This is a genomic window from Streptomyces sp. LaBMicrA B280 (assembly GCF_049222185.1).
GTDB classification, from domain to species: Bacteria; Actinomycetota; Actinomycetes; order Streptomycetales; family Streptomycetaceae; genus Streptomyces; species Streptomyces murinus.
The window spans coordinates 151,067-173,979 of sequence record NZ_JBMJCT010000001.1 but is presented as its reverse complement, the minus strand read 5'-3'; the positions used below and the strand labels follow the sequence as shown (position 1 = coordinate 173,979).

22 protein-coding genes are annotated in these 22,913 nt (G+C 73.5%); 17 read left to right on the top strand and 5 right to left on the bottom strand.

Annotated features, from left to right (window positions below; genetic code table 11):
• The first annotated feature begins 20 nt into the window (after window positions 1-20).
• The 3 genes from ACLF5H_RS00785 to ACLF5H_RS00775 are packed head-to-tail and all read left to right on the top strand — an operon-like array spanning window position 21 to window position 3,472.
• Window positions 21-1,649: an MFS transporter gene (locus ACLF5H_RS00785; protein WP_421674116.1), complete on the top strand. Its 1,629-nt coding sequence runs from the start codon at window positions 21-23 to the stop codon at window positions 1,647-1,649.
• Window positions 1,650-1,658: 9 nt separating this feature from the next.
• The gene (locus ACLF5H_RS00780) at window positions 1,659-2,855 is read left to right on the top strand and encodes a sensor histidine kinase (protein WP_421674115.1); all 1,197 of its coding nucleotides are present in this window, start codon (window positions 1,659-1,661) and stop codon (window positions 2,853-2,855) included.
• On the top strand, window positions 2,852-3,472 hold the full coding sequence (locus ACLF5H_RS00775) for a response regulator (RefSeq protein ID WP_421674114.1): 621 nt from the start codon (window positions 2,852-2,854) through the stop codon (window positions 3,470-3,472). The genes ACLF5H_RS00780 and ACLF5H_RS00775 overlap by 4 nt, the downstream gene beginning before the upstream one ends.
• A 67-nt stretch (window positions 3,473-3,539) precedes the next feature.
• On the opposite strand, the gene ACLF5H_RS00770 is transcribed toward ACLF5H_RS00775, so the two are convergent.
• Window positions 3,540-4,133, bottom strand: a complete 594-nt coding sequence (locus ACLF5H_RS00770; RefSeq protein WP_421674113.1) for a TetR/AcrR family transcriptional regulator — start codon at window positions 4,131-4,133, stop codon at window positions 3,540-3,542.
• A 111-nt stretch (window positions 4,134-4,244) separates the two neighbouring features.
• On the opposite strand from ACLF5H_RS00770, the gene ACLF5H_RS00765 reads away from it, so the two are divergent.
• Window positions 4,245-5,093, top strand: coding sequence for an SDR family NAD(P)-dependent oxidoreductase (locus tag ACLF5H_RS00765; RefSeq protein WP_421674112.1), 849 nt, complete (start codon window positions 4,245-4,247; stop codon window positions 5,091-5,093).
• A 78-nt stretch (window positions 5,094-5,171) separates the two neighbouring features.
• Window positions 5,172-5,783: an O-methyltransferase gene (locus tag ACLF5H_RS00760; RefSeq protein WP_421674111.1), complete on the top strand. Its 612-nt coding sequence runs from the start codon at window positions 5,172-5,174 to the stop codon at window positions 5,781-5,783.
• A 103-nt stretch (window positions 5,784-5,886) separates the two neighbouring features.
• Here the strand turns inward: ACLF5H_RS00760 and ACLF5H_RS00755 are convergent, their stop codons facing one another.
• The 3 genes from ACLF5H_RS00755 to ACLF5H_RS00745 form a co-directional block, all read right to left on the bottom strand.
• The gene (locus ACLF5H_RS00755) at window positions 5,887-7,455 is read right to left on the bottom strand and encodes a carboxylesterase/lipase family protein (RefSeq protein ID WP_421674219.1); all 1,569 of its coding nucleotides are present in this window, start codon (window positions 7,453-7,455) and stop codon (window positions 5,887-5,889) included.
• 248 nt (window positions 7,456-7,703) lie between these two features.
• Window positions 7,704-7,955 (bottom strand): hypothetical protein, encoded by a 252-nt coding sequence (locus tag ACLF5H_RS00750; protein ID WP_421674110.1) that lies wholly within the window; start codon window positions 7,953-7,955, stop codon window positions 7,704-7,706.
• The gene (locus ACLF5H_RS00745) at window positions 7,952-8,815 is read right to left on the bottom strand and encodes an isocitrate lyase/PEP mutase family protein (RefSeq protein WP_421674109.1); all 864 of its coding nucleotides are present in this window, start codon (window positions 8,813-8,815) and stop codon (window positions 7,952-7,954) included. The genes ACLF5H_RS00750 and ACLF5H_RS00745 overlap by 4 nt, the downstream gene beginning before the upstream one ends.
• A 392-nt stretch (window positions 8,816-9,207) precedes the next feature.
• Here ACLF5H_RS00745 and ACLF5H_RS00740 point away from each other — a divergent pair, with 392 nt between their 5' ends.
• Window positions 9,208-9,840: a VOC family protein gene (locus tag ACLF5H_RS00740; RefSeq protein ID WP_421674108.1), complete on the top strand. Its 633-nt coding sequence runs from the start codon at window positions 9,208-9,210 to the stop codon at window positions 9,838-9,840.
• Window positions 9,841-10,089: 249 nt separating this feature from the next.
• On the opposite strand, the gene ACLF5H_RS00735 is transcribed toward ACLF5H_RS00740, so the two are convergent.
• The gene (locus ACLF5H_RS00735; RefSeq protein ID WP_421674107.1) at window positions 10,090-11,409 is read right to left on the bottom strand and encodes a YihY/virulence factor BrkB family protein; all 1,320 of its coding nucleotides are present in this window, start codon (window positions 11,407-11,409) and stop codon (window positions 10,090-10,092) included.
• Window positions 11,410-11,573: 164 nt separating this feature from the next.
• Here ACLF5H_RS00735 and ACLF5H_RS00730 point away from each other — a divergent pair, with 164 nt between their 5' ends.
• From ACLF5H_RS00730 to ACLF5H_RS00680, 11 genes are all read left to right on the top strand, one after another.
• The gene (locus ACLF5H_RS00730) at window positions 11,574-13,211 is read left to right on the top strand and encodes an acyl-CoA dehydrogenase family protein (protein WP_421674106.1); all 1,638 of its coding nucleotides are present in this window, start codon (window positions 11,574-11,576) and stop codon (window positions 13,209-13,211) included.
• Window positions 13,212-13,551: 340 nt separating this feature from the next.
• Window positions 13,552-14,847 (top strand): GAF domain-containing protein, encoded by a 1,296-nt coding sequence (locus ACLF5H_RS00725; protein ID WP_421674218.1) that lies wholly within the window; start codon window positions 13,552-13,554, stop codon window positions 14,845-14,847.
• A gap of 202 nt (window positions 14,848-15,049) precedes the next feature.
• On the top strand, window positions 15,050-16,381 hold the full coding sequence (locus ACLF5H_RS00720; protein ID WP_421674105.1) for a hypothetical protein: 1,332 nt from the start codon (window positions 15,050-15,052) through the stop codon (window positions 16,379-16,381).
• A gap of 86 nt (window positions 16,382-16,467) precedes the next feature.
• A complete protein-coding gene (locus tag ACLF5H_RS00715; RefSeq protein ID WP_421674104.1) occupies window positions 16,468-17,040 on the top strand; it encodes a GNAT family N-acetyltransferase in 573 nt (190 codons plus the stop codon).
• A gap of 127 nt (window positions 17,041-17,167) precedes the next feature.
• A complete protein-coding gene (locus tag ACLF5H_RS00710) occupies window positions 17,168-17,251 on the top strand; it encodes a putative leader peptide (protein WP_310739661.1) in 84 nt (27 codons plus the stop codon).
• A gap of 154 nt (window positions 17,252-17,405) precedes the next feature.
• The gene (locus ACLF5H_RS00705; RefSeq protein WP_421674103.1) at window positions 17,406-19,103 is read left to right on the top strand and encodes a nitrite/sulfite reductase; all 1,698 of its coding nucleotides are present in this window, start codon (window positions 17,406-17,408) and stop codon (window positions 19,101-19,103) included.
• Entirely contained in the window at window positions 19,100-19,282 is a 183-nt protein-coding gene (locus ACLF5H_RS00700) for a hypothetical protein (RefSeq protein ID WP_086808075.1), read from the top strand. Before ACLF5H_RS00705 ends, ACLF5H_RS00700 begins: the two co-directional genes overlap by 4 nt.
• Entirely contained in the window at window positions 19,279-19,989 is a 711-nt protein-coding gene (locus ACLF5H_RS00695) for a phosphoadenylyl-sulfate reductase (protein WP_421674102.1), read from the top strand. The genes ACLF5H_RS00700 and ACLF5H_RS00695 overlap by 4 nt, the downstream gene beginning before the upstream one ends.
• 74 nt (window positions 19,990-20,063) lie before the next feature.
• Complete coding sequence (gene cysC / locus ACLF5H_RS00690) at window positions 20,064-20,600, top strand: adenylyl-sulfate kinase (protein WP_421674101.1); 537 nt, start codon at window positions 20,064-20,066, stop codon at window positions 20,598-20,600.
• A complete protein-coding gene (gene cysD, locus ACLF5H_RS00685) occupies window positions 20,597-21,532 on the top strand; it encodes a sulfate adenylyltransferase subunit CysD (protein WP_421674100.1) in 936 nt (311 codons plus the stop codon). The genes cysC and cysD overlap by 4 nt, the downstream gene beginning before the upstream one ends.
• Window positions 21,533-21,534: 2 nt before the next feature.
• Complete coding sequence (locus ACLF5H_RS00680; protein WP_421674099.1) at window positions 21,535-22,869, top strand: sulfate adenylyltransferase subunit 1; 1,335 nt, start codon at window positions 21,535-21,537, stop codon at window positions 22,867-22,869.
• Window positions 22,870-22,913: the final 44 nt, after the last annotated feature.

The following is a 22,913-nucleotide window of genomic DNA, read 5'->3' as shown; positions in this document are numbered from 1 at the left end:
CCGGTTCAGGGAGCAGTCCCATGTCCACCACACCGAGCGGCGAAGGCGGCCGGCCCGCTCTCGTCGGTCTCATCATCGCCGTCTCGATGACCACGATCGACCAGACGATCGTCGCGCTCTGCGCGCCGACCGTCGAGACCGATCTCGCCCTCACCCACGACGCCATGCAGTGGGCCGTCAACGTGTACCTCGTGGCGACGGCCGCGTGCTTCCTGCTCGGCGGCAGGCTCGCCGACGTCGTCGGGCACAAGCGGATGGCGCTGATCGGTATCGCGTCCTTCGGCGCGACCTCCCTGCTGTGCGGTCTCGCGCCCGTCGGCGACTGGGCCGCCACCTGGCTCATCGCCGCGCGGGCCCTCCAGGGCGTCGCGGGCGCCCTGATGTTCCCCGCGGCCATCGGCATCGTCGTGCGGGGCTTTCCGCGGGAGGGCAGGGCCAAGGCCATGGCCACCTTCTTCGGCATCACCGGTGCGATGACCGCCATCGGCCCCATCGCCGGTGGATACCTCACCCAGTGGACCTGGCGCAGCGTGTTCTGGGTGAACGTGCCGCTGACGATCGTCTCGTTCGCCGTCGTCGCCCTTACGGCGCGCCCGGGGGAGCGGCGGCGCGAGCGCGTCGACGTCCCGGGCGCGCTCGTCATCGCCGCGGGCCTCGGCCTCCTCGTCTTCGGCCTCCAGCAGGCCGGCTCCTGGGGCTGGGCGAGCGCCGGGGTCATCGGCAGCCTGGTGGCGGGGGCGCTGCTCGTCGTCCTGTTCGCCGTGGTGGAGTCGCGCACCCGCGAGCCGCTGATGAACCCGCGGGTGCTGCGCGACCGCGGGTTCGCCGTTTCGGGCCTGGCCATGTTCTTCGCGGCGGCGGCGTTCCTCGCCACGTTCTTCTTCCTCAGCGTGTACGGCCAGGTCGCCCTCGGGCTCGGCGCGACCCAGACCGGTCTGCTGTTCCTGAAGTTCTTCATCGGCTTCGTCGTCGCCGCCCAGGTCGGCTCGCGCCGCTTCGACCGGTCCGGCGCGCGGGGCGTCTATCTGATCGGTGGCCTCGCGGGCGCGGCCGGTTTCCTGTGGCTCGCGCGCGCCGCGACGACGATCCCGGACCGGCCGGGCGCCTTCGTCAACGGCCAGACGCTGCCCATCATGCTGGCGGGCGCCGGGATCGGCTTCATGCTGAGCGCCGCGTCCACCGATGCGGTCAACCGCTCGATCGGCGCCTCGTACGGCGAGGTCACCGCGGTCTCGCAGACCTTGCGCAACCTCGGCGGCGCCCTCGGCATCGCGGTGCTCACCACCGTGGTGACGAACCGGCTGACCGCGCGGCTCATCCACTCGTTCACCGGGCTGGGGGCGAGCGCGGCCGAGGCCCGGGCCGCCGTCGCCCGGGTCGGCGGGACCGGCGCGGGCGGCCGTCGCCCGGGTCGGCGGGACCGGCGCGGGCGGCGGCAGCGGGCCGGCCGAGCTGCCCCCGGCGGTGCGCCGCCAGTTCCTCGACGCCGTACGGCACGACTACGCCCACGCCGTCCCCTGGGCGTTCGCGGGCGCGGCGATCGCGATGGGTGCCGTGGCGCTGCTCTCCTTGGCCTATCCGCGGCACCAGGTGTCCGCGGGCCCGGCGGAGGCGGACGGCGCGGAGGGGCCCGCATCGGCGCCGGTTAGGGTCTGAGCATGCCCGTGCCCGAGAAGGCCCACGCCGAAGAGGCCCACTTCCGCTCCTGGCTGTTGTTCTTCGGGCTTGCCACGCTGGGGACGGCGCTGGTGGTGGTCGCCTTCTCGGACGGGCCCGGCTGGCACGCCGCGACGGCCGCCGCCCTCCTCGTCGCCTCGCAGGTGCTGTACTGCGCGACGGCCCGGCCGAGCCTCGCGGGCGTGCACGCGAACTCGGGCCGCGCCTGGACGTTCGTGGCCGTCGCGGTCGTGGTCTTCGCCGCGTGCGTGACGCTGAGCCCGTGGGCCTCGATGGCGCAGTTCGTCTTCGCGCCCCAGGTGTTCATCCTGCTCACGCCGGGGCTGGCCGCGGCCGTCGTCGTGGTGCTCAGCTGCACCTGGCCGGTCCTGCAGTTCCTGTACGTGCCGCTCACCTCGGCCCAGGAGGTGCAGAGCATCGCCACGGCCGCGGCCATCGTCGTGTTCTCGTTGTTCTTCGCGGTCCGCATGCTCGACGTCACCCACCGGAGCCAGGAGCGCCAGCGTCTCATCGACGCGCTCCACGAACGGGAGGCGGAGGTCGCGGCGCTCTCCGCGGCCCAGGGCGCGGAGATGGAACGGGCCCGGCTCGCCCGGGAGATGCACGACACCCTCGCGCAGGGCTTCACGTCGATCGTGATGCTCGGTCACGCGGCCCGCGGCGAGCTGGAGTCCGATCCGGCCGCCGCGAGACGGCACGTCGAACTCATCACCGCGACCGCCCAGGAGAACCTCGCCGAGTCGCGGCGCATCATCGCCGCCCTGACCCCGGCGCGGCTGGACGGCGCGTCGCTGCCGCAGGCGGTCGAGCGCATCGCCGCCGCGTTCGCCGCCGAGACCGGCATGGCGGCGGCCCTGCGGCTGACGGGCGAGGTGGTGCCGTCGGCACCGTCCGTCGAGGTCGTGGCGCTGCGCGTCGCGCAGGAGGGCCTCGCCAACATACGCAAGCACGCGCGCGCCGCCCGGGTGGACCTCGTGCTCGCCTACGCCGCCGGCACCGTGAGCGTCGAGATCCGCGACGACGGGGTCGGGTTCGACCCGGACACGCCGTCCGCGGGATACGGCCTCGCCGGTATGCGGGCCCGGGTCGAGGAGGCGGGCGGCGGCCTGCGCGTCATCAGTGGACCCGGCGCGGGCACCATCGTGCGCGCGACCTTGCCCGGCGGGAGCGGAACATGATCAGGATCATGCTCGTGGACGACCATCCGATGGTCCGGGAGGGCATCCGCGGCATGCTCGCGGGCCAGTCCGACATCGAGATCGTCGGCGAGGCCTCGGGCGGCCCCGAGGCGGTGGCGCTGGCCGCGGCCGAGCGCCCCGACCTCGTCCTGATGGACCTGCGCATGCCGGGCGGTGACGGGGTGGAGGCCACCCGGGCCATCACCGCGGCGGGCAGCTCCCGTGTCGTGGTGCTCACCACCTACGAGACGGACCAGGACATCCTCCGGGCCATCGAGGCGGGCGCGTCCGGTTACCTGCTCAAGGACATCGTGCCCGACGCGCTCGCCCGTGCCGTGCGGGCGGCGGCGCGCGGTGAGACGGTGCTGGCGGAGCCCGCGCAGCACACCCTCCTCAACCGGGTGCGCAACCGCCACACCGCCCCGGCGCTGTCCCCGCAGGAGGTGGCCGTGCTCCGGCACGCCGCCCAGGGGCGGACGAACGCGGCCATCGGCGCGGCGCTCCACATCAGCGAGACCACCGTGAAGACGTACCTGAGCCGCGCCTACGAGAAGCTGGGCTGCGGCGACCGCACCTCGGCCGTCCGGGTGGCCGTGCAGCGGGGCCTGATCGTCTGACCCGTACGCCCCCTGACGGCGCCGGTGCCGACGGTGTCCCGTCCCGGCCGGGACCCGGGGGGTGCGCTCACGGGGTGCCGCGCAGGCCGGTCAGCAGGACCTCCAGGGCCAGATCGGTGGCTTCCCCGACCGGTGTCCCGTCCAGCAGCCGGCCGACGGCGAGCACGGCCAGGCCGTGGACGGCGGCGAAGGCGACCTGGGCGAGGCGCACCGCGTCGCCGGGGCGGACGGCGCCGGTCCGCTGGGCCTCGGCGATCAGCTCGGCCGCGATCTCCAGGCTGCGGTGCCCGAGCACCCGGATCTCGGCGTCCGGCTCCTGCTCGTGCTTGGCGGTGAACATCAGCTCCAGCAGGGCGGGCCGCTCGGTCGCGAACCCCACGTAGGCGCGCCCCAGTTCGGCCATCCGGCGCTCGACGGGGCCGGGGCCCCGGGACGCCGCCGCCATCCGCCGGTTCAGGTCGGTGAAGCCGTCGACCACCAGCGCGTCCAGCACCGCCTGCCGGTCACGGAAATGACGGGTCGGGGCGGCGTGGCTCACACCGAGGTCCCGGGCCAGCCCGCGCAGGGACAGCCCGACGGCGCCGCTCTCGGCCAGCACTCCCTCCGCCCGCTCCAGCAGGGCGGCCCGCAGATTGCCGTGGTGGTAGGAGCCTTCGGCCACGCTGTCTCTCCCGATGTTGTCAGTTGACTACAATGATGTCAGTTGCCTACATTGAGGGAACCGGCACACCTCGAACGAACGACCGAAGCGGAGCCATCTCCCATGCCCACCATGTCCTATCAGGGGACCGCGGCCCTGATCACCGGCGCCAGCTCCGGCCTGGGCGAGGAGTTCGCCCGGCAGTGGGCCGAGCGCGGCGCCGACGTCGTCCTCGTCGCCCGCCGCCAGGGCCGGCTGGAGACCCTCGCCGCCGAGCTGGAGAGCCGGTACTCCGTCTCCGCCACGCCCATGGCCGTGGACCTCGCGGAGCCGGGCGCCGCCACCGCACTGCGCGAGGAACTCGCCGCGCGGGGCAGATCCGTCCAGACCCTGATCAACAACGCCGGATTCGGCAGTCACGGCGCCTTCGCGGAACAGGACCCGGAGCAGATCGCGCGCATGGTCCGGCTCAACGTCGGGGCGGTCGCCGAGCTGTCCCGGGCCTTCCTGCCGCAGCTGGCCGCCGACGGCCGCGGCGCCCTGGTCAACGTCGCCAGCACGGCCGCCTACCAGCCCACCCCGGCCATGGCCCTGTACGGCGCCACCAAGGCCTTCGTGCTCAGCCTGACCGAGGCGCTCGCCCATGAGAACCGCGACCGGGCGCTGCGCGTGCTCGCGGTCTCCCCCGGACCGGTCGCCACCGAGTTCTTCGACGTCGTCGGCAGCAGGAAGGCGGTCGTCGGCCGGATGGCCACGGCCGCCGACGTGGTGGCGGCGACCCGTGGCGCCCTGGCCGGCCGCCGCACTCCGGCCAGCGTCATCGCCGGGTTCGGCAACCGGGTGTCGGCGACGGCGGCCCGGCTCGCCCCCCCCGCGCCGCGTCGCCCTGGCCGCGGCCGGCCGGGCCCTGGGGGCGTGAGCGGGCCGGTCGCGGCCCGCGCGATGACCGGAAGTGGTCCGTCCGCGAACCGTCGCCCTTGACCCGGACCTCGATGCGAGTGGCACGGTGCCCGAGGGCCGCGGCGGCGGACCGGCCCACCACGAACGAAGGAGCAGGCGATGCCGAGCACGTTGGTGAACAGATTCCGGCCGGTGGCCGTCGCGGCGATCGCCGCCGTCCGCAGACCCCTGGCGGTGGCGGACCCGTTCGCCGACGTCCAGGCCGCGACCCGGCGGCACCGGCGCGCCCACCGCTGCGGGGCATTCGCCTACGGGGAGGGGTCGCTGCCCGCGGCGATCGCGGCGGCGGTCGGCGCCGGGCGGATCGTGGAGGTCGGTACGGCACTGGGCTACACGGCTCTCTCGATGGCCCGCGCGGCGCCGGGCGCGCGCGTGCAGACCATCGACATGGACCCCCTCCATGTCCGCCTGGCCCGGGAGCAGATCGCCGCGCACCGGATGGACGACCGGGTGGCCGTCCTGCCGGGCGACGCCGGGACGGTCCTGAAGACGCTGGACGGCGGCTCCTACGACGTGGCGTTCTTCGACGGATTCACACCCACCGGCGATGTCGTCCGAGAACTCCACCGGCTGCTGCGGGTCGGCGGGACACTGATCGCCGGCAACCTCATCCTGGGCCCGGACCGGACGGTCACCTCCGATCTCTGCGACGCGTCCCGCTGGCAGACCCACTCCTTCGGCGAGACGGCGCTGTGCGTCAAACTCGCCTGAGCACACCGGCCACCCGCCCGCGAGCCGGATGGCCGGTCCCGGCCGAACCGGCCGGATTCTCCGCGGAGTTCCCCACCGAGTGCGGGTGCGCCCGGCCTGGGGATCAGCGCCGCCGCGCCCCCACCGAGCGGCGCAGGCGGCGCATGGCGGAGGCCAGTTCGGCGCCGGGGGCGCGCGGGACGGAGGCGGGGCGGGGTGGCGGGGTGCGGGGGGTGGTGGACCAGAGGGCGTACTCGGCGTCGCGGGGGCCCTGGGCGGTGTACGCCGGGCCGTCGCCGAAGACACGGACGGGGTGCGTGCGGTTCCAGGACTCCCAGCCGGGGTCACCGGTGGTCGCGAACCGCACCCAGGCGCCGTGCATCTCCTCGCACAGCTCGTGCGGGGCGCCCGCACCGGCCAGTTTCTGGGACTCCGGGAGATCGCCGGAGTCGAACACGAAGCCGAGTTCCAGGGCGTGGCAGGCGCGCAGGTCGGGGCGGAGCGAGGGCCAGGCGAACTCGTAGAGGTGGCTGGTGGCGGGGCGGGCGTCGGCGAGGCGGTGCAGCGGGACGCGCAGGATGTGGTCGGTGACCATCTGGCCGACGATCTCGGCGGCGCCCGCCTCCGGTCGCAGGGCCCGGTAGCCGCGCGGTATCTCATGGCTCGCGTGGCAGCGGGCCATGGCACCGGCGACGGCGACGGCCCCCAGCCGGTCGATGTGCTCCAGCAGCCCCCCGGGCACCAGCCACAGCCGGTACTCGTCCCGGGTCCAGCCCATCAGCAGGTCCACGCCCCGGGCGGTGTCGCCGTCGATCAGGGCCTGGAGCGGGTCGCGGGGCACCAGGTCGCCGTCCACGACGATGCCGAACGCCGGTCCGCCGAGCACCGGACCGGCGAGCCGGCCCGCCTCGGCCTGGGTGCGCAGCAGCAGTTCGGGGTCCACGGCGGCGAAGGCGGCGGCGGTCGCCGGGATCTTCAGCCGGGCGGCCATCCGGCGCACCATCCGCCGTACCTTGTCCCGCTCGAAGACCTCCGGCGGGCCGCTCTGCAGCACCGCGCGCCGGACCAGGCCGTCGGTGTGCGGCGAGGCGAGCAGGACGCCCGCGCTGATCGCGCCCGCCGACTGGCCGCACAGGGTGATCCGGTCCGGGTCGCCGCCGAACGCCGCGATCGCCTCGTGCACCCAGCGCAGCGCGGCGAGCTGGTCGCGCAGGCCGGGGTTGGGCGGCGCGTCCGGGAACAGTCCGTAGCCCTCGATGCCCAGCCGGTAGTTGACCGAGACGAAGACGACGCCGTCCCGGGCGAAGGTACGGCCGTCGTAGACCGGGACGGCAGAGGAGCCCCTGGTCAGGGCGCCGCCGTGCAGCCACACAAGGACGGGCAGCCTGGCGCCGGGGGCCGGGTCGGGCGTCCAGACGTTGAGGTTGAGGCAGTCGTCACCGGGGATCGAGGGGTCGGAGAGGTACTGGGCGAACGCCTCGGAGTACGGCGGTTTCGGCGCGGTCGGGCCGAACGCGGCCGCGTCCCGCACCCCGGCCCAGGGCTCGGGCGGCTCGGGGGGCCGGAAGCGGCGGGGGCCGACGGGCGGGGCGGCGTACGGGACGCCCCGGAACACGGCGACGCCGCGCTCGCGGCGACCGCGTACGGCGCCGTGGGGCGTGCGGACCACCGGGCCCATCGGGTCTGCCGTCATCGCCCACCAGCCCTTCGCGCCGTCATGCACCTTTCATAAGAGAGCACCACAAGAGGCCGGTGTATTCCGGTGCACAGACCTCCGGCTGGGCCGTTCGGGGTACCGACGAGGGCCGGGCGCCCCCTCGCGGGAGATACCCGGCCCTCGCCGCCCCGAGCACGCGGCCCTGTGTGCCGACCGCGTGAGCGCGCACCCTCCTCGGTCCGTCAGCAGTCCCTCAGTCCCTCAGTCCGTCAGCTCTTCGGTCCTCAGTCCTCGTCCGGCTTCGGTGGGTTGCCGAAGAGCGCCTCGATCGCGTCCACCGCGCTGCCGTCGTGGTCGCTGCCCGCGTCGCCCTTGCCGGTCTGCACATTGGCCGTGCGGTCGACCTCCAGCCAGGAGTCGGCGTGGGAGTTGTCGACCAGCGTGACCAGGCTGTTGTCGGCGAGCGCCGGAGCCGCGCCCGCGCCGAGGAAGGCCGCGGTGAGGGCGGCCGCCGTACCGATACGGGCGGCCCTCACACGCCCACGCTCTCGGGGACGAGGCGGTCGCGGGCGATGTTGCGTTCCAGCAGGGTGGTGGACGCCTGGACGCCGACCCCGCTCGCCGGGTCCACCACGGGCAGCCGGCCGTCGGCGGCCTTCAGCCCGGTGAGCGCCGAGTCCACCGCCTCGTGCGCGGCGAACAGGCAGGGCGTGCTGTAGATGGCGACGTCCACCCCGAGGTCGGAGAGTTCGCCGAGGGAGAGGCGGGGCGACTTGCCGCCCGCGATCTGGTTGAACAGCAGCGGCTTGCCGCCGACGACCTCCCGGATCCGCTTGATCCACTCCACGCTGCGCACCCCGTCGACCAGCACCACGTCCGCGTCGGTCGCGGCGAGCCGCTCGGCGCGGTGCAGGATGTCGTGCTCGTCGGTCGCGTCGGTGCGGGCGACGACGACCAGATCCGTGCGGGTCTCCAGGACCTGGTTCAGCTTCTCCAGGTACTCCTCCAGCGGCAGCACCTGCTTGCCGTCGGCGTGTCCGCAGCGGCGGGGCCGCTTCTGGTCCTCCAGGATCACCCCGGAGGCACCGATGCGCTCCAGGTGCTCGACGACATGGCAGGCGACCTCGGGATCGACGTACCCGTCGTCGATGTCCACGAGGAGGTGGTGGTGCGGGAAGGCGCCCCGCAGCCGCTGGACGAAGGCCACCATGTCGGGCCAGGCGATGAATCCGATGTCCGGCAGGCCGTAGTACGAGGCGGCGAAGCCGAATCCGGAGACGAACATACCGTCGTAGTGCTTGGCCGCGATCGATGCCGAATACATGTCGTAGACGCCGATCAGCGGTGTGGTCCCGGGCCCGGCGATGCGGTCGCGCAGCTTCTTACCGTGGGTCAAGGTCCGGCTCCTTCTGTGGGTACGGCACGGCGGCGAGGGCCACCGCACCTCAGTGCCCTTTACCAATCCAAGAGCATCTCTAGGTACTCACATTGACTTGCCATGACGCCACCTTTACTCACTGGAATGGCGCAATCCGTTCACCGCAGAAACGTCACTTGAGGGGCCGACCCGCCCAGCCGACTCCGCCGACCGGGTGAGCGAGAAAGCCCGGATCCCGACGGGCGGCACAGGCACGGGCGCTGGTGCGCGTGCGGCGGAGGAGGGGCGGGAGCATGCGGTGACCTCATGACGCGGGTCTACGTCAACTGGCCCGGGAGTTGCGGTCGATGAGGGACGTGCCCGCGTGACGGCCTTGAACGGGGCGGCCGTTGACCGTAGCCTCCCACGGGGTGAACGCCATTCCTGCGCATCTGGACCACCTTGTCCTCGCCACCCCCGATCTGGCCGCGTCCGTCGCCGAGTTCGCACGGCGCACCGGGGTGGCCCCGGCGCCCGGCGGCGCGCATCTCGGCCACGGCACCCGGAACCATCTGGTGGGGCTGGGCGGCCGGGCCTATCTGGAGATCGTCGGCCCGGACCCGGAGCAGCCGGCGCCGGTGGGTGAACGGCCGTTCGGGGTCGACCGGTTGCCCGGACCGTCCGTACTGACCTGGGCGATCAGCCCGCCGGACCTGGACCGGGCGATCGCGGCGGCCCGCGCGCGGGGCTACGACCCGGGGCCCGCGCACCCGATGAGCCGCCGCACCCCGGACGGGGAGCTGCTGCGGTGGCGGCTGACCGGTGGCGAACAGGCGCATCCCTCGGGCCTGGTGCCGTTCCTGATCGACTGGGGCGACTCGCGCCACCCCGCCGACTCGGGCCTGCCGGTCACCCCGCTGATCGGGGTGACCGCGACCGCGCCGGGACCGGAGGAGGTGCGCGGCCCGCTGGCGGCCCTGGGCACCGGCCTCGACCTGGCCGAGGGGCCGGTGGCGCTCCGCTTCACCGTGGACACGCCCCGGGGCCCGGTCACGTTCGGCTGAACGGGCCGGGTGTCCGTTTCCTTCAAGTCCCGCCGCCTCGGCCTGGTGTTCCCGGCGGGCGCCGGGGCCGAACTGCCCGGCGGGCTGGTCCTCGACCCCGACGGCAACGGCGCCGACCTGTTCGCGCCGCTACCGCTCGCCGAGGCGCACAGGCCGAGTCCGGCCGCCAGGGCACGGGCCGGCCGGGAACTCCGTTCGGCGTACGCGGGTGCCAGGGTACGACCGCGGGCGGGGGGCGCCCCGCCCGGTTCACCACTGGCGGTAAGGGTTCTCGCCGTTTCCGTCGCCGGGGATATGGGGGGCACCGCTGTTACCCGGGAGATGGGGGCCGTCGGCCCGCGGGCCGAGGCCGTTCGTCGGCCGCGGCTCGGTGCCGTTCACCTGCTCCCCGTCCCCCTTGTCCCCTCTCTCACCCTTCTCCCCCTTGGGCGTCACCCGTCGGTGCGCCCCGGAACCGCCCCACGTGGGCGTCCGCAGCCGCGAGGTGACGTCCTCCGGCGGCAGGAAGCGCGACCAGCGTTCGGGGAACTCGGACGGCATGTCCGGGTCGTCGGGGTCGTCGGAGAACGTCTCCCGCGTCGCCGTGGCCCGTGCGACGTACTCGGCGACCTGCGCGTGCCGCACCCGCTCGTTGGCCTCGCGGGCGGCGGCCGTCGCGGCGGCCGGCCAGACCCGGTCGATCGCGGCGTTGACCGCCGCGCCGACCAGCACGGCGAAGGCGGACACCCCGATCCAGAGCATGACGGCGACGGACGCGGCGAGGGAGCCGTAGATCGTGGCGCCCTCGATGGTGTGCACCAGGTAGATGCGCAGCAGGAAGCTGCCGAGGACCCACATCGCGAGGGCCACCAGCGCGCCGGGCACGTCCTCGATCCAGGGCGAGCGCACCGGCACGGACACGTGGTACAGCGTGGTCAGGAAGACGATGGACAGGACGATGACGACCGGCCAGTACAGGACCTGTACGACCGTCTCCGACCACGGCACCACCCGTACCACCGCGTCCGGTCCTGCGACCATCAGCGGCAGCGCCACCGAACCGATCAGCAGGGCCACGATGAACAGCACGAAGGACATGATCCGGGTGCGGACGATGCCCCGGACGCCGTCGAGGCCGTACATGACGGTGATGGTGTCGATGAAGACGTTCACCGCGCGGGACCCCGACCACAGGGCGAACAGGAAGCCGAGGGAGATGACGTCGGGCCGGCCGCCCTTGATGACGTCGTGCAGGATCGGTTCGGTGATCTCCTTGACGCCCTTGTCGGACAGCACGGTCCGGGAGGCGTCGAGGAGATTGGTCTCCAGGCTGCCGATGGTGTGCGCGCCGGTCCAGGTGTCGACGTAGGCGAGCAGCCCGATGAGGCAGAGCAGCAGCGGGGGCACCGACAGCAGGGTGAAGAACGCGGCCTCGGCGGCGAGGCCGAGGATGCGGTACTCCATGCAGGAGTTGACGGTGTCCTTGAGCAGCAGCCAGGCCGTCCTGCGCTTGGATACGTTCCGGTAGAGAGCGCGGGCCCGGTGGAGCCGTCCGACCGGCCGTTCGGGGGAATCACTTGCTGGCTGCACGACCCAAAGGTATCCGCAGCGAGCGCCCCTCCTCACCTCGCGGGGCGTTGCGGCGACCGCCCGCGCACGACCCGCACCCGGCTGTCCCGATTCCTCCCGCCGCCCCGGCCACCCGTGTCACCCTGGAGGCCCGCACCGCCGCCGTTCCGGGTAGGTTCGCCCTCATGGCAGGCTTCTCCACCCACACCGTGACGAACCAGCCGCCGCCACTGGCCGGCTACGACCTCTTCGCCACCGACCGCGCGCTGGTGGACGCCGTCGAGCGGCACACCCCGGCCGAGCTGCGCGGCGAGGTGCGCGCGGAGCTGTCCGCGCTGGGCCGGGCCGGGGGCTCGGCGCAGCTCCAGGAGTGGGGCAGACAGGCGGACGAGCAGCCGCCCCGGCTCCGCACCCACGACCGGTACGGCCACCGGATCGACGAGGTGGAGTTCCACCCGGCCTGGCACCGGCTGCTCGGCAAGGGCGTCTCGGCCGGGCTGACCGGCGCCTGGGCGCGGCCCGCCGGGCATGTGCGCAGGGCGGCCGGGTTCCTGCTGTGGAGCCAGGTCGAGGCGGGCACCTGCTGTCCGCTGTCCATGACCCACGCGGCCGTGCCCGCGCTGCGCGCCGATCCCGCGCTCGCCGCCCTGTGGGAGCCGCGGGTGACCTCCACGGTGTACGACCCCGAGCTGCGGCCCGCCGCGCGCAAGCCAGGCGCGCTCTTCGGGATGGGCCTGACCGAGAAGCAGGGCGGCAGCGACGTCCGCGCGAACAGCACCCGGGCACGGCCGCTCGCGGAGGCGGGGACCTACGCGCTCACCGGGCACAAGTGGTTCTGCTCGGCCCCGATGTCGGACGCCTTCGTGGTGCTGGCGCAGGCGCCCGAGGGGCTGACCTGCTTCCTGGTGCCGCGCGTCCTGGACGACGGCACGCGCAACGTGTTCCTGCTCCAGCGGCTCAAGGACAAGCTGGGCAACCGGTCCAACGCCTCCGCCGAGGTCGAGTTCGACGGCACCTGGGCGCGCCGGGTCGGCGAGGAGGGGCGGGGGGTGCGGGCCGTCATCGGGATGGTCGCGGCGACCCGGCTGGACTGCGCGCTCGGCTCGGCGGGCCTGATGCGGCAGGCGGTGGCGCGGGCGGTGCACCACTGCACGTACCGGGAGGCGTTCGGCGGGCGGCTGCTGGACAAGCCGCTGATGCGCAATGTGCTCGCGGACCTCGCGCTGGAGTCGGAGGCGGCGACCGCGCTGGCGCTGCGGTGCGCGGCGGCCTACGACGACGGGGGTGAGCGGGAGCGCGCCTTCCTGCGGCTCGCGGTGCCGGCCGCCAAGTACTGGATCACCAAGCGGTGTGCGCCCGTCGCGGTGGAGGCCGCCGAGTGCCTGGGCGGCAACGGGTATGTGGAGGAGTCGGGGATGCCCCGGCTGGTGCGCGAGTCGCCGCTCAACTCCGTGTGGGAGGGCGCCGGGAACATCCAGGCGCTCGATGTGCTGCGGGCGCTCCAGCGGGAGCCGGGGGCGCTGGACGCGTGTCTGACGGAGATCGGGCGGGCGCACGGCGCCGACCACCGGCTGGACCGGGCGGTGAAGGACCTGTTCACCGAACTCGCCGATCTGGAGGGCGCGGAGGGCCGGGCGCGGCGGCTGGCGGAACGGCTCGCGGTGGTGCTCCAGGGTTCCCTGCTGGTGCGGCACGCGCCGTCGGCGGTCGCGGACGCCTTCTGCGCCTCCCGGCTCGGCGGCGACCACGGCGGGACGTTCGGCACGCTGCCGGGGGGTCTGGATCTGGCGTCGGTGGTGGAGCGGGCCCGGCCGATGCCCTGAATCGCCGTGCCCTTGGGGGAGTTGGGCGCCCTGGCCGAAATCCGACGGTGCCCGGCCGGGGGTGGTGCTGCGCCGACACGGCACCACCCCCGCCGACTGGGCCCGTTGCGGCCCGTGGACGCCGCGCGGGGCGTCCTGGTCAAGTCTCGGCCGGGATCGGTCGGTTCACCAGGGTTGCAGGGGGTTGCAACATGTCGGCGCACATGCGCGGAGTCTGTGCCTCCGGCCTGTCCGGCCCGGCAGTATAGGAGGGACGACCGACCGGAAAGCGCCGCCCGGACGGCTGGAAGAGTGTGTACGACCCCCCGCTCCGGGAGGAGAACCCGTGGTGAACCCGCCGATGAACGTGGCGCGCCTGGCCGCCGTGGACGCGACGCGGGCGGCCCGGGTGCTGAGCGAGGTGCGCGAGGCGGCGCTCGCCGGGCAGCGGGTGCCGCTCGCGCCGCGGCCGGTGATCGAGCAGTCCTGGGGGCGGATGCTGCGCGGCGGCGTCGACCCGGACCGCGACTTCAGATCCGGGCTGCTGCCGCCCGACGAGGTGCGCAGACGGCGGGAGGAGTCACCGCTGCGGCATGTGCTGCCGGTGCTGCGCGAGGGGCTGCTTTCGGTCGCGGACGTCGCCCAGCACATCATGGTCGTCGCCGACGCGGACGGCCGGGTGCTGTGGCGCGAGGGGTCCGCGCCGGTGCTGCGCAAGGCGGACGGGCTCGGCTTTGAACTGGGCGCGGACTGGCGGGAGGACGTCGTCGGCACCAACGGGGTGGGCACCCCCGCGGTCGTACGGCGGCCGGTACAGGTGTTCGCCGCCGAGCACTTCGTACGGTCGCACACCTCCTGGACGTGCACGGGGGCGCCGATCACGGATCCGCGGGACGGGCGGCTGCTCGGGGTGGTGGATGTGAGCGGCCCGCTGGAGACCATGCATCCGGCGACGCTCTCCTGGGTGGACGCGGTGGCGAAGCTCGCCGAGGCGCGGCTGCGGGAGCTGCATCTGGACTCGCTGGAGCGGCTGCGGGCGATCGCGGCGCCGGTGCTGGCCCGGCTGGACGGGCGGGCGCTGGTGGTGGACCGGGACGGCTGGTCGGCGGCGGTGACCGGGATGCCGTATCTGCGGCGGGTGACGCTGCCCAACTCACCGGCCCCCGGGCGCCGGTGGCTGCCCTCGCTCGGCTGGTGCGTGGCGGAACCGCTCGGCGAGGGCTGGCTGCTGCGCGCCGACGAGGAGCCGGGCGCGACGCCCGCCTCCCGTGTCGTCCTGGACCTGTCCCGGCCGGAGCGCGCCGCGGTGACCGTCTCGGCGTCCGGCCCGGCGGGCGCCTGGTCGCGGGAACTGAGCCCGCGCCACGCCGAGTTGCTGTTCCTGCTGACCGAACACCCGGACGGGCGCGGGGCGGCGGAGCTGGCCGGTGACCTCTTCCAGGACCCGTCACGCACGGTGACGGTGCGGGCGGAGATGTCGCGAATCCGGCGCTATCTCGGGGGACTTCTCCAGCATCGGCCGTATCGGTTCTCCGAGGCGGCCGACGTCGAGGTCGTCCTCCCCGAGAACCCCCGTGACCTGCTGCCCCGCTCCACGGCGGCGGTGGTGGCGCACCGGCGGGCGGCCCCGCCGGCGGAGCGGCCGCGGCCGGCGTGACAGCGGGGGCATGACGCCCGCGGCGTGACTTCCGGGTATTTGCGGGGTCTTCGCCCTGCGCGGACCGTTACTGCCGTAGCATCCCCTACGGGCCCGACCACGCTGTCAACGCGACGACCGACGGGCGCAGTTGACCCGCCTCGGCCGGGGGGCCGGGGCGACGGCGCGCGCCGGAGCGCAAGGGCCCTGAAGAGGGGACGACATGAAGCAACGCGGCAGACATCGTCGGCGCAGGCGGGGCACCGCCCTGCGCGCCGTACTGACCGGGACCGCACTGGCCCTGACCGCGGCCGCCACCCTGATCAGCACCTCCCAGGCGCAGGTCACCGAGCGCCCCGGCGCGCTCAAGCCGCTCACCTCCCCCGCGGACACCGGCCTGCTGCGGCTGCGCGAGCACCTGGTGCCCGCCCGCACCCTGGACACCCTGGCCGCCTCGATGGGCCGGCCGGTCGGCGTGGACGCCGTGCTCCGGGACGCGGACCGCACCCTGCGCGAGGGCTCCGGCTGCGACGACACCGACCACGCCTCCCTGCCCGTTTCGCCCTCCCCCGCCCGCGCCTACTGCTGGGACCCGGCCGACACCGGCGTTCCGGGCTGGCGGCCGGCCTCGGTGACCACGTCCGGGGACGCCGACGACGGGGTGCGGGGCACCCACCGGGTCCTGCTCAGCGGCTGGACCCACAGCACCCGCACCGGCCCGGGCGCCGAGCGCGGTCTCGCCCGGGTCGCCGTCGTGGACGCCGACGACCCGGACCGCCTCACCTACCGCTGGGTGCTGCTGGTGGTCCCGGTGGACGGCGGCCGCGACTACCGGGGCCTGGCCTCCCGGGTGTCCTCCATGGTCTGGTACCAGGACAAGCTGCTGGTCACCGCCCGCCGGGGCGGCTCCGCCGTGCTCTATGTGTACGACCTCGACCGGATCCAGCGCGCCACGGTCGACGGGCCCGCGATCGGCCGGGTGCCCGGCGGCTGGTCCGCCGACGGGTACGGGTATGTGATGCCCGCGGTCGGCAGTTACAGCTACACCGCGGGCCGCTGCTCCGCCTCCGGGGCGCCCTGCCCGAGCGCGCTCGCCCTGGACTCGGGTACGGCACCGGCCAGCCTGGTCGCCGCGGAGTGGACCTCCCCCGGCGGCGAGGGCCCGGCCCGGCTGTGGCGGTACGCGTTCAGCACGGACCCGCGCCGCGCGGGGCTGCTCGCCACCGACGGCGCCGGACGGGTGGACGCGATGGAGGAGTACCGGACCAAGGTGACCGGGATCCGGGGCGTGCTGTCGTACCGGGAGCCCGGCGCCGAGCGCACGTCCTGGTATGTGGGACGGCTGCCCGGTTCGCAAGACGGGCACGGGGGGCTGTGGCGGCAGGACACCCGGGGCGCGAAGGCGGCGGAGTGCGGCGCGGACGCCACGCACCGCTGCTGGGCCGAGTCCGCGGGCTCCCTGTCGTACTGGCGTCAGACCGGTGAGGTGTGGTCGCTGTCCGACCGGATGCTGTTCGCGGTGCCGCTGGCGGAACTGGACCGGTCGCTGGGCTGACCCCCGCGCTCACCACCGGGCCGACCTCCGCGCACCGGGGGCCGATCGATCGACAGACACCGGGACGGGATGATTCCCTGGCCCGCATGAGCAGCGTCCCTGTCACCACCTGGTACCTGGAGCAGACGTCCCCGGCCGATCTGCTGCCCGCCGCCGCGCCCGAGGGCGATGTGCGGATCGTACGGGCCGAGGTGCCCTCCCCCGAGTTCAACCGGTTCCTCTACACGGCCGTCGGCGGGGACATCCGCTGGACCGACCGGCTCGACTGGCCGCACGCGCGCTGGCGGGAACTGCTGGAGGCGCCCGGCGTCGAGACCTGGGTGGCGTACGACCGCGGCACCCCGGCCGGGTTCATCGAGCTGGCGGCGCAGGACGACGGCGCCGTGGAGATCCTCTACTTCGGGCTGCTCCCCGCCTTCCGCGGCCGCGGCATCGGCGGCCATCTGCTGGCGCGCGGCACCGCCCGCGCCTGGGACCTCGCCGAGCGCTGGCCGGGACTCGCGCCCACGAAGCGGGTATGGGTGCACACATGCGACAAGGACGGCGAGTTCGCCATGGCCAACTACCAGCGGCGCGGCTTCGCGCTGTACGACACCCGGGTCGAGCTGGAGCCGGACGCGCCGAACCCGGGCCCCTGGCCGGGCGCATACCCTGCCTGACCTGCCCCGACAACCCTTCACGCGGCGCATGTGAGCCAACACACCCTTGTCCCGCGATACGAGACAAGGGTGTCCACATGCCGGAAGAAGCTGGACTGTGTCCAGAGCGCCGTGACACGCTGCCGTCATGCCTGGAACTGGAATTGCCTTGGTGAGTCGGCGGCACGTCGACCTCGGCCGCATGTCCAGCGCCATCTGTCCGGCGAGCTGACCTCTACAGCACCGCCGCTCCCCCGCCTCCCGCGCCCGCTCGACCGCCGCCCGCGCCCGGCCCCACCTTCCGCCGTGCGTCCGCTTTCGCGCAGGTCAGAGCCTTTCAGCGCCGCTTCTCCCTGTCCGCAGCCTGTCCGAAGGACGTAGCAATCATGGCCGCCTCCCCACCCGACCCCGCCGCCTCCGCGCCCCGCCGCAAGGTGAGCCGTCACCGCGGTGAGGGCCAGTGGGCCCAGGGCCACTTCACGCCGCTCAACGGCAATGAGCAGTTCAAGAAGGACGACGACGGTCTCAACGTACGGACACGTATTGAGACGATCTACTCCCAGCGCGGCTTCGACTCCATCGATCCGAACGATCTGCGCGGCCGGATGCGCTGGTGGGGTCTGTACACCCAGCGCAAGCCCGGGATCGACGGCGGCAAGACCGCGATCCTGGAGCCGGAGGAGCTGGACGACGAGTACTTCATGCTGCGGGTGCGGATCGACGGCGGCCGGCTGACCACCGGGCAGCTTCGGGTGATCGGCGAGATCTCCCAGGAGTTCGCGCGCGGCACCGCCGACATCACCGACCGGCAGAACATCCAGCTGCACTGGATCCGGATCGAGGACGTGCCGGAGATCTGGCGGCGGCTCGAAGCGGTCGGCCTGTCCACCACCGAGGCGTGCGGTGACACCCCCCGGGTGATCCTCGGTTCCCCGGTCGCGGGGATCGCCGAGGACGAGATCATCGACGGCACCCCCGCCATCGAGGAGATCCACCGCCGGGTCATCGGCAACCCGGCGTACTCGAACCTGCCGCGCAAGTTCAAGTCCGCGATCTCCGGCTCGCCGCTGCTCGACGTGGCGCACGAGATCAACGACATCGCGTTCGTCGGGGTCGAACACCCCGAGCACGGGCCCGGTTTCGACCTGTGGGTCGGCGGTGGGCTGTCCACCAACCCGAAGATCGGGGTCCGGCTCGGCGCCTGGGTGCCGCTGGCGGAGGTCGCCGATGTCCATGAGGGCGTCATCTCGATCTTCCGCGACTACGGCTACCGGCGGCTGCGCAACCGGGCCCGGCTGAAGTTCCTGGTCGCGGACTGGGGCGCGGAGAAGTTCCGGCAGGTGCTGGAGGACGAGTACCTGGGGCGCAAGCTGACCGACGGCCCGGCGCCCGCGCAGCCGGTGCGGCGGTGGCGCGACCATGTCGGGGTGCACCGGCAGCAGGACGGCCGTTTCTACGTCGGGTTCGCGCCGCGTGTCGGCCGGGTCGACGGCACCACGCTCGCCAAGATCGCCGAGGTCGCCGAGGCGCACGGCTCCGGCCGGGTGCGCACCACCGTCGAGCAGAAGATGATCGTGCTGGACGTCGAGCAGGACCAGATCGAGTCGCTGTCCTCGGCCCTGGAGTCGCTCGGCCTCACGGTCTCCCCGTCCACCTTCCGGCGCGGCACCATGGCCTGCACCGGCATCGAGTTCTGCAAGCTCGCCATCGTGGAGACCAAGGCGCGCGGCAGCGCCCTGATCGACGAACTGGAGCGCCGGCTCCCTCAGTTCGACGAGCCGCTGACCATCAACCTCAACGGCTGCCCGAACGCCTGCGCCCGGATCCAGGTGGCCGACATCGGCCTCAAGGGCCAGCTGGTCCTGGACGACGACGGCAACCAGGTCGAGGGCTACCAGGTGCACCTGGGCGGCGCGCTCGGCCTGGAGGCGGGCTTCGGCCGCAAGGTGCGCGGTCTGAAGGTCACCTCGGACGAGCTGCCCGACTACATCGAGCGGGTGCTGCGGCGCTATCTGGCCGAGCGCGCGGACGGCGAGCGGTTCGCCGTCTGGGCGGCCCGCGCCGATGAGGAGGCCCTGTCGTGAGCGAACGCGCGGCCCCCTTCTACTGCCCCTACTGCGGCGACGAGGACCTGCGCCCGAGCGAGCAGGGCCATGGCGCCTGGGAGTGCGGGGCGTGCAACCGGGCGTTCCAGCTGAAGTTCCTCGGACTGCTCGCGCAGGGCCTGCGCCGGGCCGACGACCAAGAGGACGGGCGGACATGACGACGGATCAGAAGCCGCGCACCGACGACGAGTTGCGGGCCCTCGCCGAGCGCGCGGGACGGGAGCTGGAGGACGCCCCGGCACTGGAGATCCTGCGCTGGGCGGTGGACACCTTCGGCGCGGGGTTCTGCGTCACCTCCTCGATGGAGGACGCCGTGGTCGCCCATCTCGCCTCCCGGGTGCGCCCGGGCGTGGACGTGGTCTTCCTGGACACCGGCTACCACTTCCCGGAGACCATCGGCACCCGGGACGCGGTGGCGGCGGTGCTGGACGTCAACGTGCTCACCCTCACCCCGCGGCAGACGGTGGCCGAGCAGGACGCCGAGTACGGCCCGCGGCTGCACGACCGCGACCCGGACCTGTGCTGCGCCCTGCGCAAGGTGCGCCCCCTGGAGGAGGGCCTGGAGAACTACCGGGCCTGGGCGACCGGTCTGCGCCGCGACGAGTCCCCGACCCGGGCGAACACCCCGGTGGTCGGCTGGGACGAGAAGCGGCGCAAGGTCAAGGTCTCCCCCATCGCCCGCTGGACCCAGGACGACGTGGACGCCTATGTCGCCGAACACGGCGTCCTCACCAACCCGTTGCTGACGGACGGCTACGCCTCCATCGGCTGCGCCCCCTGCACCCGCCGGGTGCTGGAGGGCGAGGACGCGCGCGCCGGACGCTGGGCGGGGCGCGCCAAGACCGAGTGCGGGCTGCACGGATGACGGCCCCTCAGGCACAGATACAGCCACCGACACAGCCACGGATACAGACACCGCCTCTGACTCAGGAGAACGACGTGACCACCGGAGCCACCGTCTGGCTCACGGGTCTGCCGAGCGCCGGCAAGACCACCATCGCCCATGAACTGGCGGGCCAACTGCGCGCCGGGGGCCGCCGGGTCGAGGTGCTCGACGGCGACGAGATCCGCGAGTTCCTCTCCGCGGGCCTCGGCTTCTCCCGCGAGGACCGGCACACCAATGTGCGGCGCATCGGCTTCGTCGCCGAACTGCTGTCCCGCAACGGCGTGTTGACCCTCGTACCGGTGATCGCGCCGTACGCGGACAGCCGGGACGCGGTGCGGGGGCGGCACGAGGAGAACGCCACCCCGTACCTGGAGGTGCATGTGGCGACGCCCGTCGAGGTGTGCAGCGTCCGCGATGTGAAGGGGCTGTACGCCAAGCAGGCCGCGGGCGAGCTGACCGGGCTGACCGGGGTCGACGACCCGTACGAGGAGCCCGCCGCGCCCGAGCTGCGCATCGAGTCGCAGCACCAGAGTGTGCAGGAGTCCGCGGCCGCCGTGTCCGCCCTGCTCAGCGAGAGGGGACTGATATGACCACGCTCGCCGAGGTGGAGGGCGGTACGGACAGCCCGTACGCCCTGTCGCACCTGGACGCGCTGGAGTCCGAGGCCGTGCACATCTTCCGTGAGGTGGCGGGCGAGTTCGAGAACCCGGTGATCCTGTTCTCCGGGGGCAAGGACTCGATCGTGATGCTGCACCTCGCGCTGAAGGCGTTCGCGCCCGCGGCGGTGCCGTTCTCGCTGCTGCACGTGGACACCGGGCACAACTTCCCCGAGGTGCTGGAGTACCGGGACCGCGCGGTCGAGCGGCACGGGCTGCGCCTGCATGTGGCCTCCGTGCAGGACTACATCGACCGGGGGGTGCTCAAGGAGCGCCCGGACGGCACCCGCAACCCGCTCCAGACCCTGCCGCTGACCGAGAAGATCCGGTCGGAGAGGTTCGACGCGGTCTTCGGCGGCGGGCGCCGGGACGAGGAGAAGGCCCGCGCGAAGGAGCGGGTGTTCTCGCTGCGCGACGAGTTCTCCCAGTGGGACCCGCGCCGCCAGCGGCCCGAGCTGTGGAACCTGTACAACGGCCGGCACGCGCCCGGCGAGCACGTCCGGGTGTTCCCGCTGTCGAACTGGACCGAGCTGGACGTGTGGCAGTACATCGCCCGCGAGGGCATCGTGCTGCCGCGGATCTACTTCGCGCACGAGCGCGAGGTGTTCCAGCGGGCCGGGATGTGGCTGACGGCCGGTGAGTGGGGCGGCCCGCGCGAGGACGAGCCGGTCGTCAGGCGCCTGGTGCGCTACCGCACCGTCGGTGACATGTCCTGCACCGGCGCCGTCGACTCCGACGCCACGACCCTGGACGCCGTCATCGCGGAGATCGCCGCGTCCCGGCTCACCGAGCGGGGCGCGACCCGCGCGGACGACAAGCTGTCCGAGGCCGCGATGGAAGACCGCAAGCGCGAGGGGTACTTCTAACCATGAGCACTGTCACCACCGAGGCCCTGGCGGCCACCACGCTGCTCAGGTTCGCCACCGCCGGTTCCGTCGACGACGGCAAGTCCACCCTGGTCGGCCGCCTGCTGCACGACTCCAAGTCGGTGCTCACCGACCAACTGGAGGCCGTGGCGCGGGCGTCGGCGAACCGCGGCCAGGACGGCCCCGATCTCGCGCTGCTCACCGACGGGCTGCGCGCCGAGCGGGAGCAGGGCATCACGATCGACGTGGCGTACCGCTACTTCGCCACCGCCCGGCGGCGGTTCATCCTCGCCGACACCCCCGGCCATGTGCAGTACACCCGCAACATGGTCACCGGCGCCTCCACCGCCGAACTGACGGTGATCCTGGTCGACGCCCGCAACGGGGTGGTCGAGCAGACCCGCCGGCACGCCGCGATCGCCGCGCTGCTGCGCGTCCCGCATGTGGTGCTGGCCGTCAACAAGATGGACCTGGTCGGCTACCGGGAGCCCGTCTTCGCGGCGATCGCCGAGGAATTCACCGCCTACGCCACCGAGTTGGGCATCCCCGAGGTCACCGCGATCCCGATCTCCGCGCTCACCGGGGACAACGTGGTGGAGCCGTCCGCGCACATGGACTGGTACGGCGGCCCCACCGTCCTTGAGCACCTGGAGACCGTCCCGGTCAGCCATGACCTGGCGCACTGCCACGCCCGGCTGCCCGTGCAGTACGTGATCCGGCCACAGAGCGCCGAGCACCCCGACTACCGGGGCTACGCGGGCCAGATCGCCGCGGGCAGCTTCCGGGTCGGCGAACAGGTCACGGTGCTGCCGTCCGGGCGGACCACCACGATCTCCGGCATCGACCTGCTGGGCGAGCCGGTCGACGTCGCCTGGACCACCCAGTCCGTGACGCTGCTGCTGGCCGACGACATCGACGTCTCGCGCGGCGATCTGATCGTGCCGACGAAGGACGCGCCGCCGACCACGCGGGACGTGGAGGCGACGGTGTGCCATGTCGCCGACGCCGCGCTGACCGTCGGCCACCGGGTGCTGCTCAAGCACGGCACCCGGACCGTGAAGGCGATCGTCAAGGACATCCCGTCCCGGCTCACCCTGGACGATCTGTCCCTGCACCCGCACCCCGGGCTGCTCGCCGCCAACGACATCGGCCGGGTGAAGATCCGTACCGCCGAGCCGCTGCCCGTCGACGCCTACGCCGACTCGCGCCGCACCGGCTCCTTCATCCTGATCGACCCCGCCGACGGCACCACCCTGACCGCGGGCATGGTCGGCGAGTCCTTCGCCGCGCCGGAGCCCGTCAAGGACGCGGCCGACGACGACGGCTGGGACTTCTGAGCATGAACGCACCCGATGTCTACTCCACGTTCGCGAAGGAGGGC

What these genes read in the sequence shown, in the direction of transcription:
- ACLF5H_RS00725 (WP_421674218.1), top strand. Translation starts at nt 13,552, where the DNA reads ATGAACGTGGCGCGCCTGGCCGCCGTGGACGCGACGCGGGCGGCCCGG.
- ACLF5H_RS00765 (WP_421674112.1), top strand. Translation starts at nt 4,245, where the DNA reads ATGTCCTATCAGGGGACCGCGGCCCTGATCACCGGCGCCAGCTCCGGC.
- ACLF5H_RS00705 (WP_421674103.1), top strand. Translation starts at nt 17,406, where the DNA reads ATGGCCGCCTCCCCACCCGACCCCGCCGCCTCCGCGCCCCGCCGCAAG.
- ACLF5H_RS00720 (WP_421674105.1), top strand. Translation starts at nt 15,050, where the DNA reads ATGAAGCAACGCGGCAGACATCGTCGGCGCAGGCGGGGCACCGCCCTG.
- ACLF5H_RS00715 (WP_421674104.1), top strand. Translation starts at nt 16,468, where the DNA reads ATGAGCAGCGTCCCTGTCACCACCTGGTACCTGGAGCAGACGTCCCCG.
- ACLF5H_RS00780 (WP_421674115.1), top strand. Translation starts at nt 1,659, where the DNA reads ATGCCCGTGCCCGAGAAGGCCCACGCCGAAGAGGCCCACTTCCGCTCC.
- ACLF5H_RS00775 (WP_421674114.1), top strand. Translation starts at nt 2,852, where the DNA reads ATGATCAGGATCATGCTCGTGGACGACCATCCGATGGTCCGGGAGGGC.
- ACLF5H_RS00710 (WP_310739661.1), top strand. Translation starts at nt 17,168, where the DNA reads ATGCCTGGAACTGGAATTGCCTTGGTGAGTCGGCGGCACGTCGACCTC.
- ACLF5H_RS00730 (WP_421674106.1), top strand. Translation starts at nt 11,574, where the DNA reads ATGGCAGGCTTCTCCACCCACACCGTGACGAACCAGCCGCCGCCACTG.
- ACLF5H_RS00785 (WP_421674116.1), top strand. Translation starts at nt 21, where the DNA reads ATGTCCACCACACCGAGCGGCGAAGGCGGCCGGCCCGCTCTCGTCGGT.
- ACLF5H_RS00680 (WP_421674099.1), top strand. Translation starts at nt 21,535, where the DNA reads ATGAGCACTGTCACCACCGAGGCCCTGGCGGCCACCACGCTGCTCAGG.
- ACLF5H_RS00695 (WP_421674102.1), top strand. Translation starts at nt 19,279, where the DNA reads ATGACGACGGATCAGAAGCCGCGCACCGACGACGAGTTGCGGGCCCTC.
- ACLF5H_RS00760 (WP_421674111.1), top strand. Translation starts at nt 5,172, where the DNA reads ATGCCGAGCACGTTGGTGAACAGATTCCGGCCGGTGGCCGTCGCGGCG.
- cysD (WP_421674100.1), top strand. Translation starts at nt 20,597, where the DNA reads ATGACCACGCTCGCCGAGGTGGAGGGCGGTACGGACAGCCCGTACGCC.
- ACLF5H_RS00755 (WP_421674219.1), bottom strand. Translation starts at nt 7,455, where the DNA reads ATGACGGCAGACCCGATGGGCCCGGTGGTCCGCACGCCCCACGGCGCC.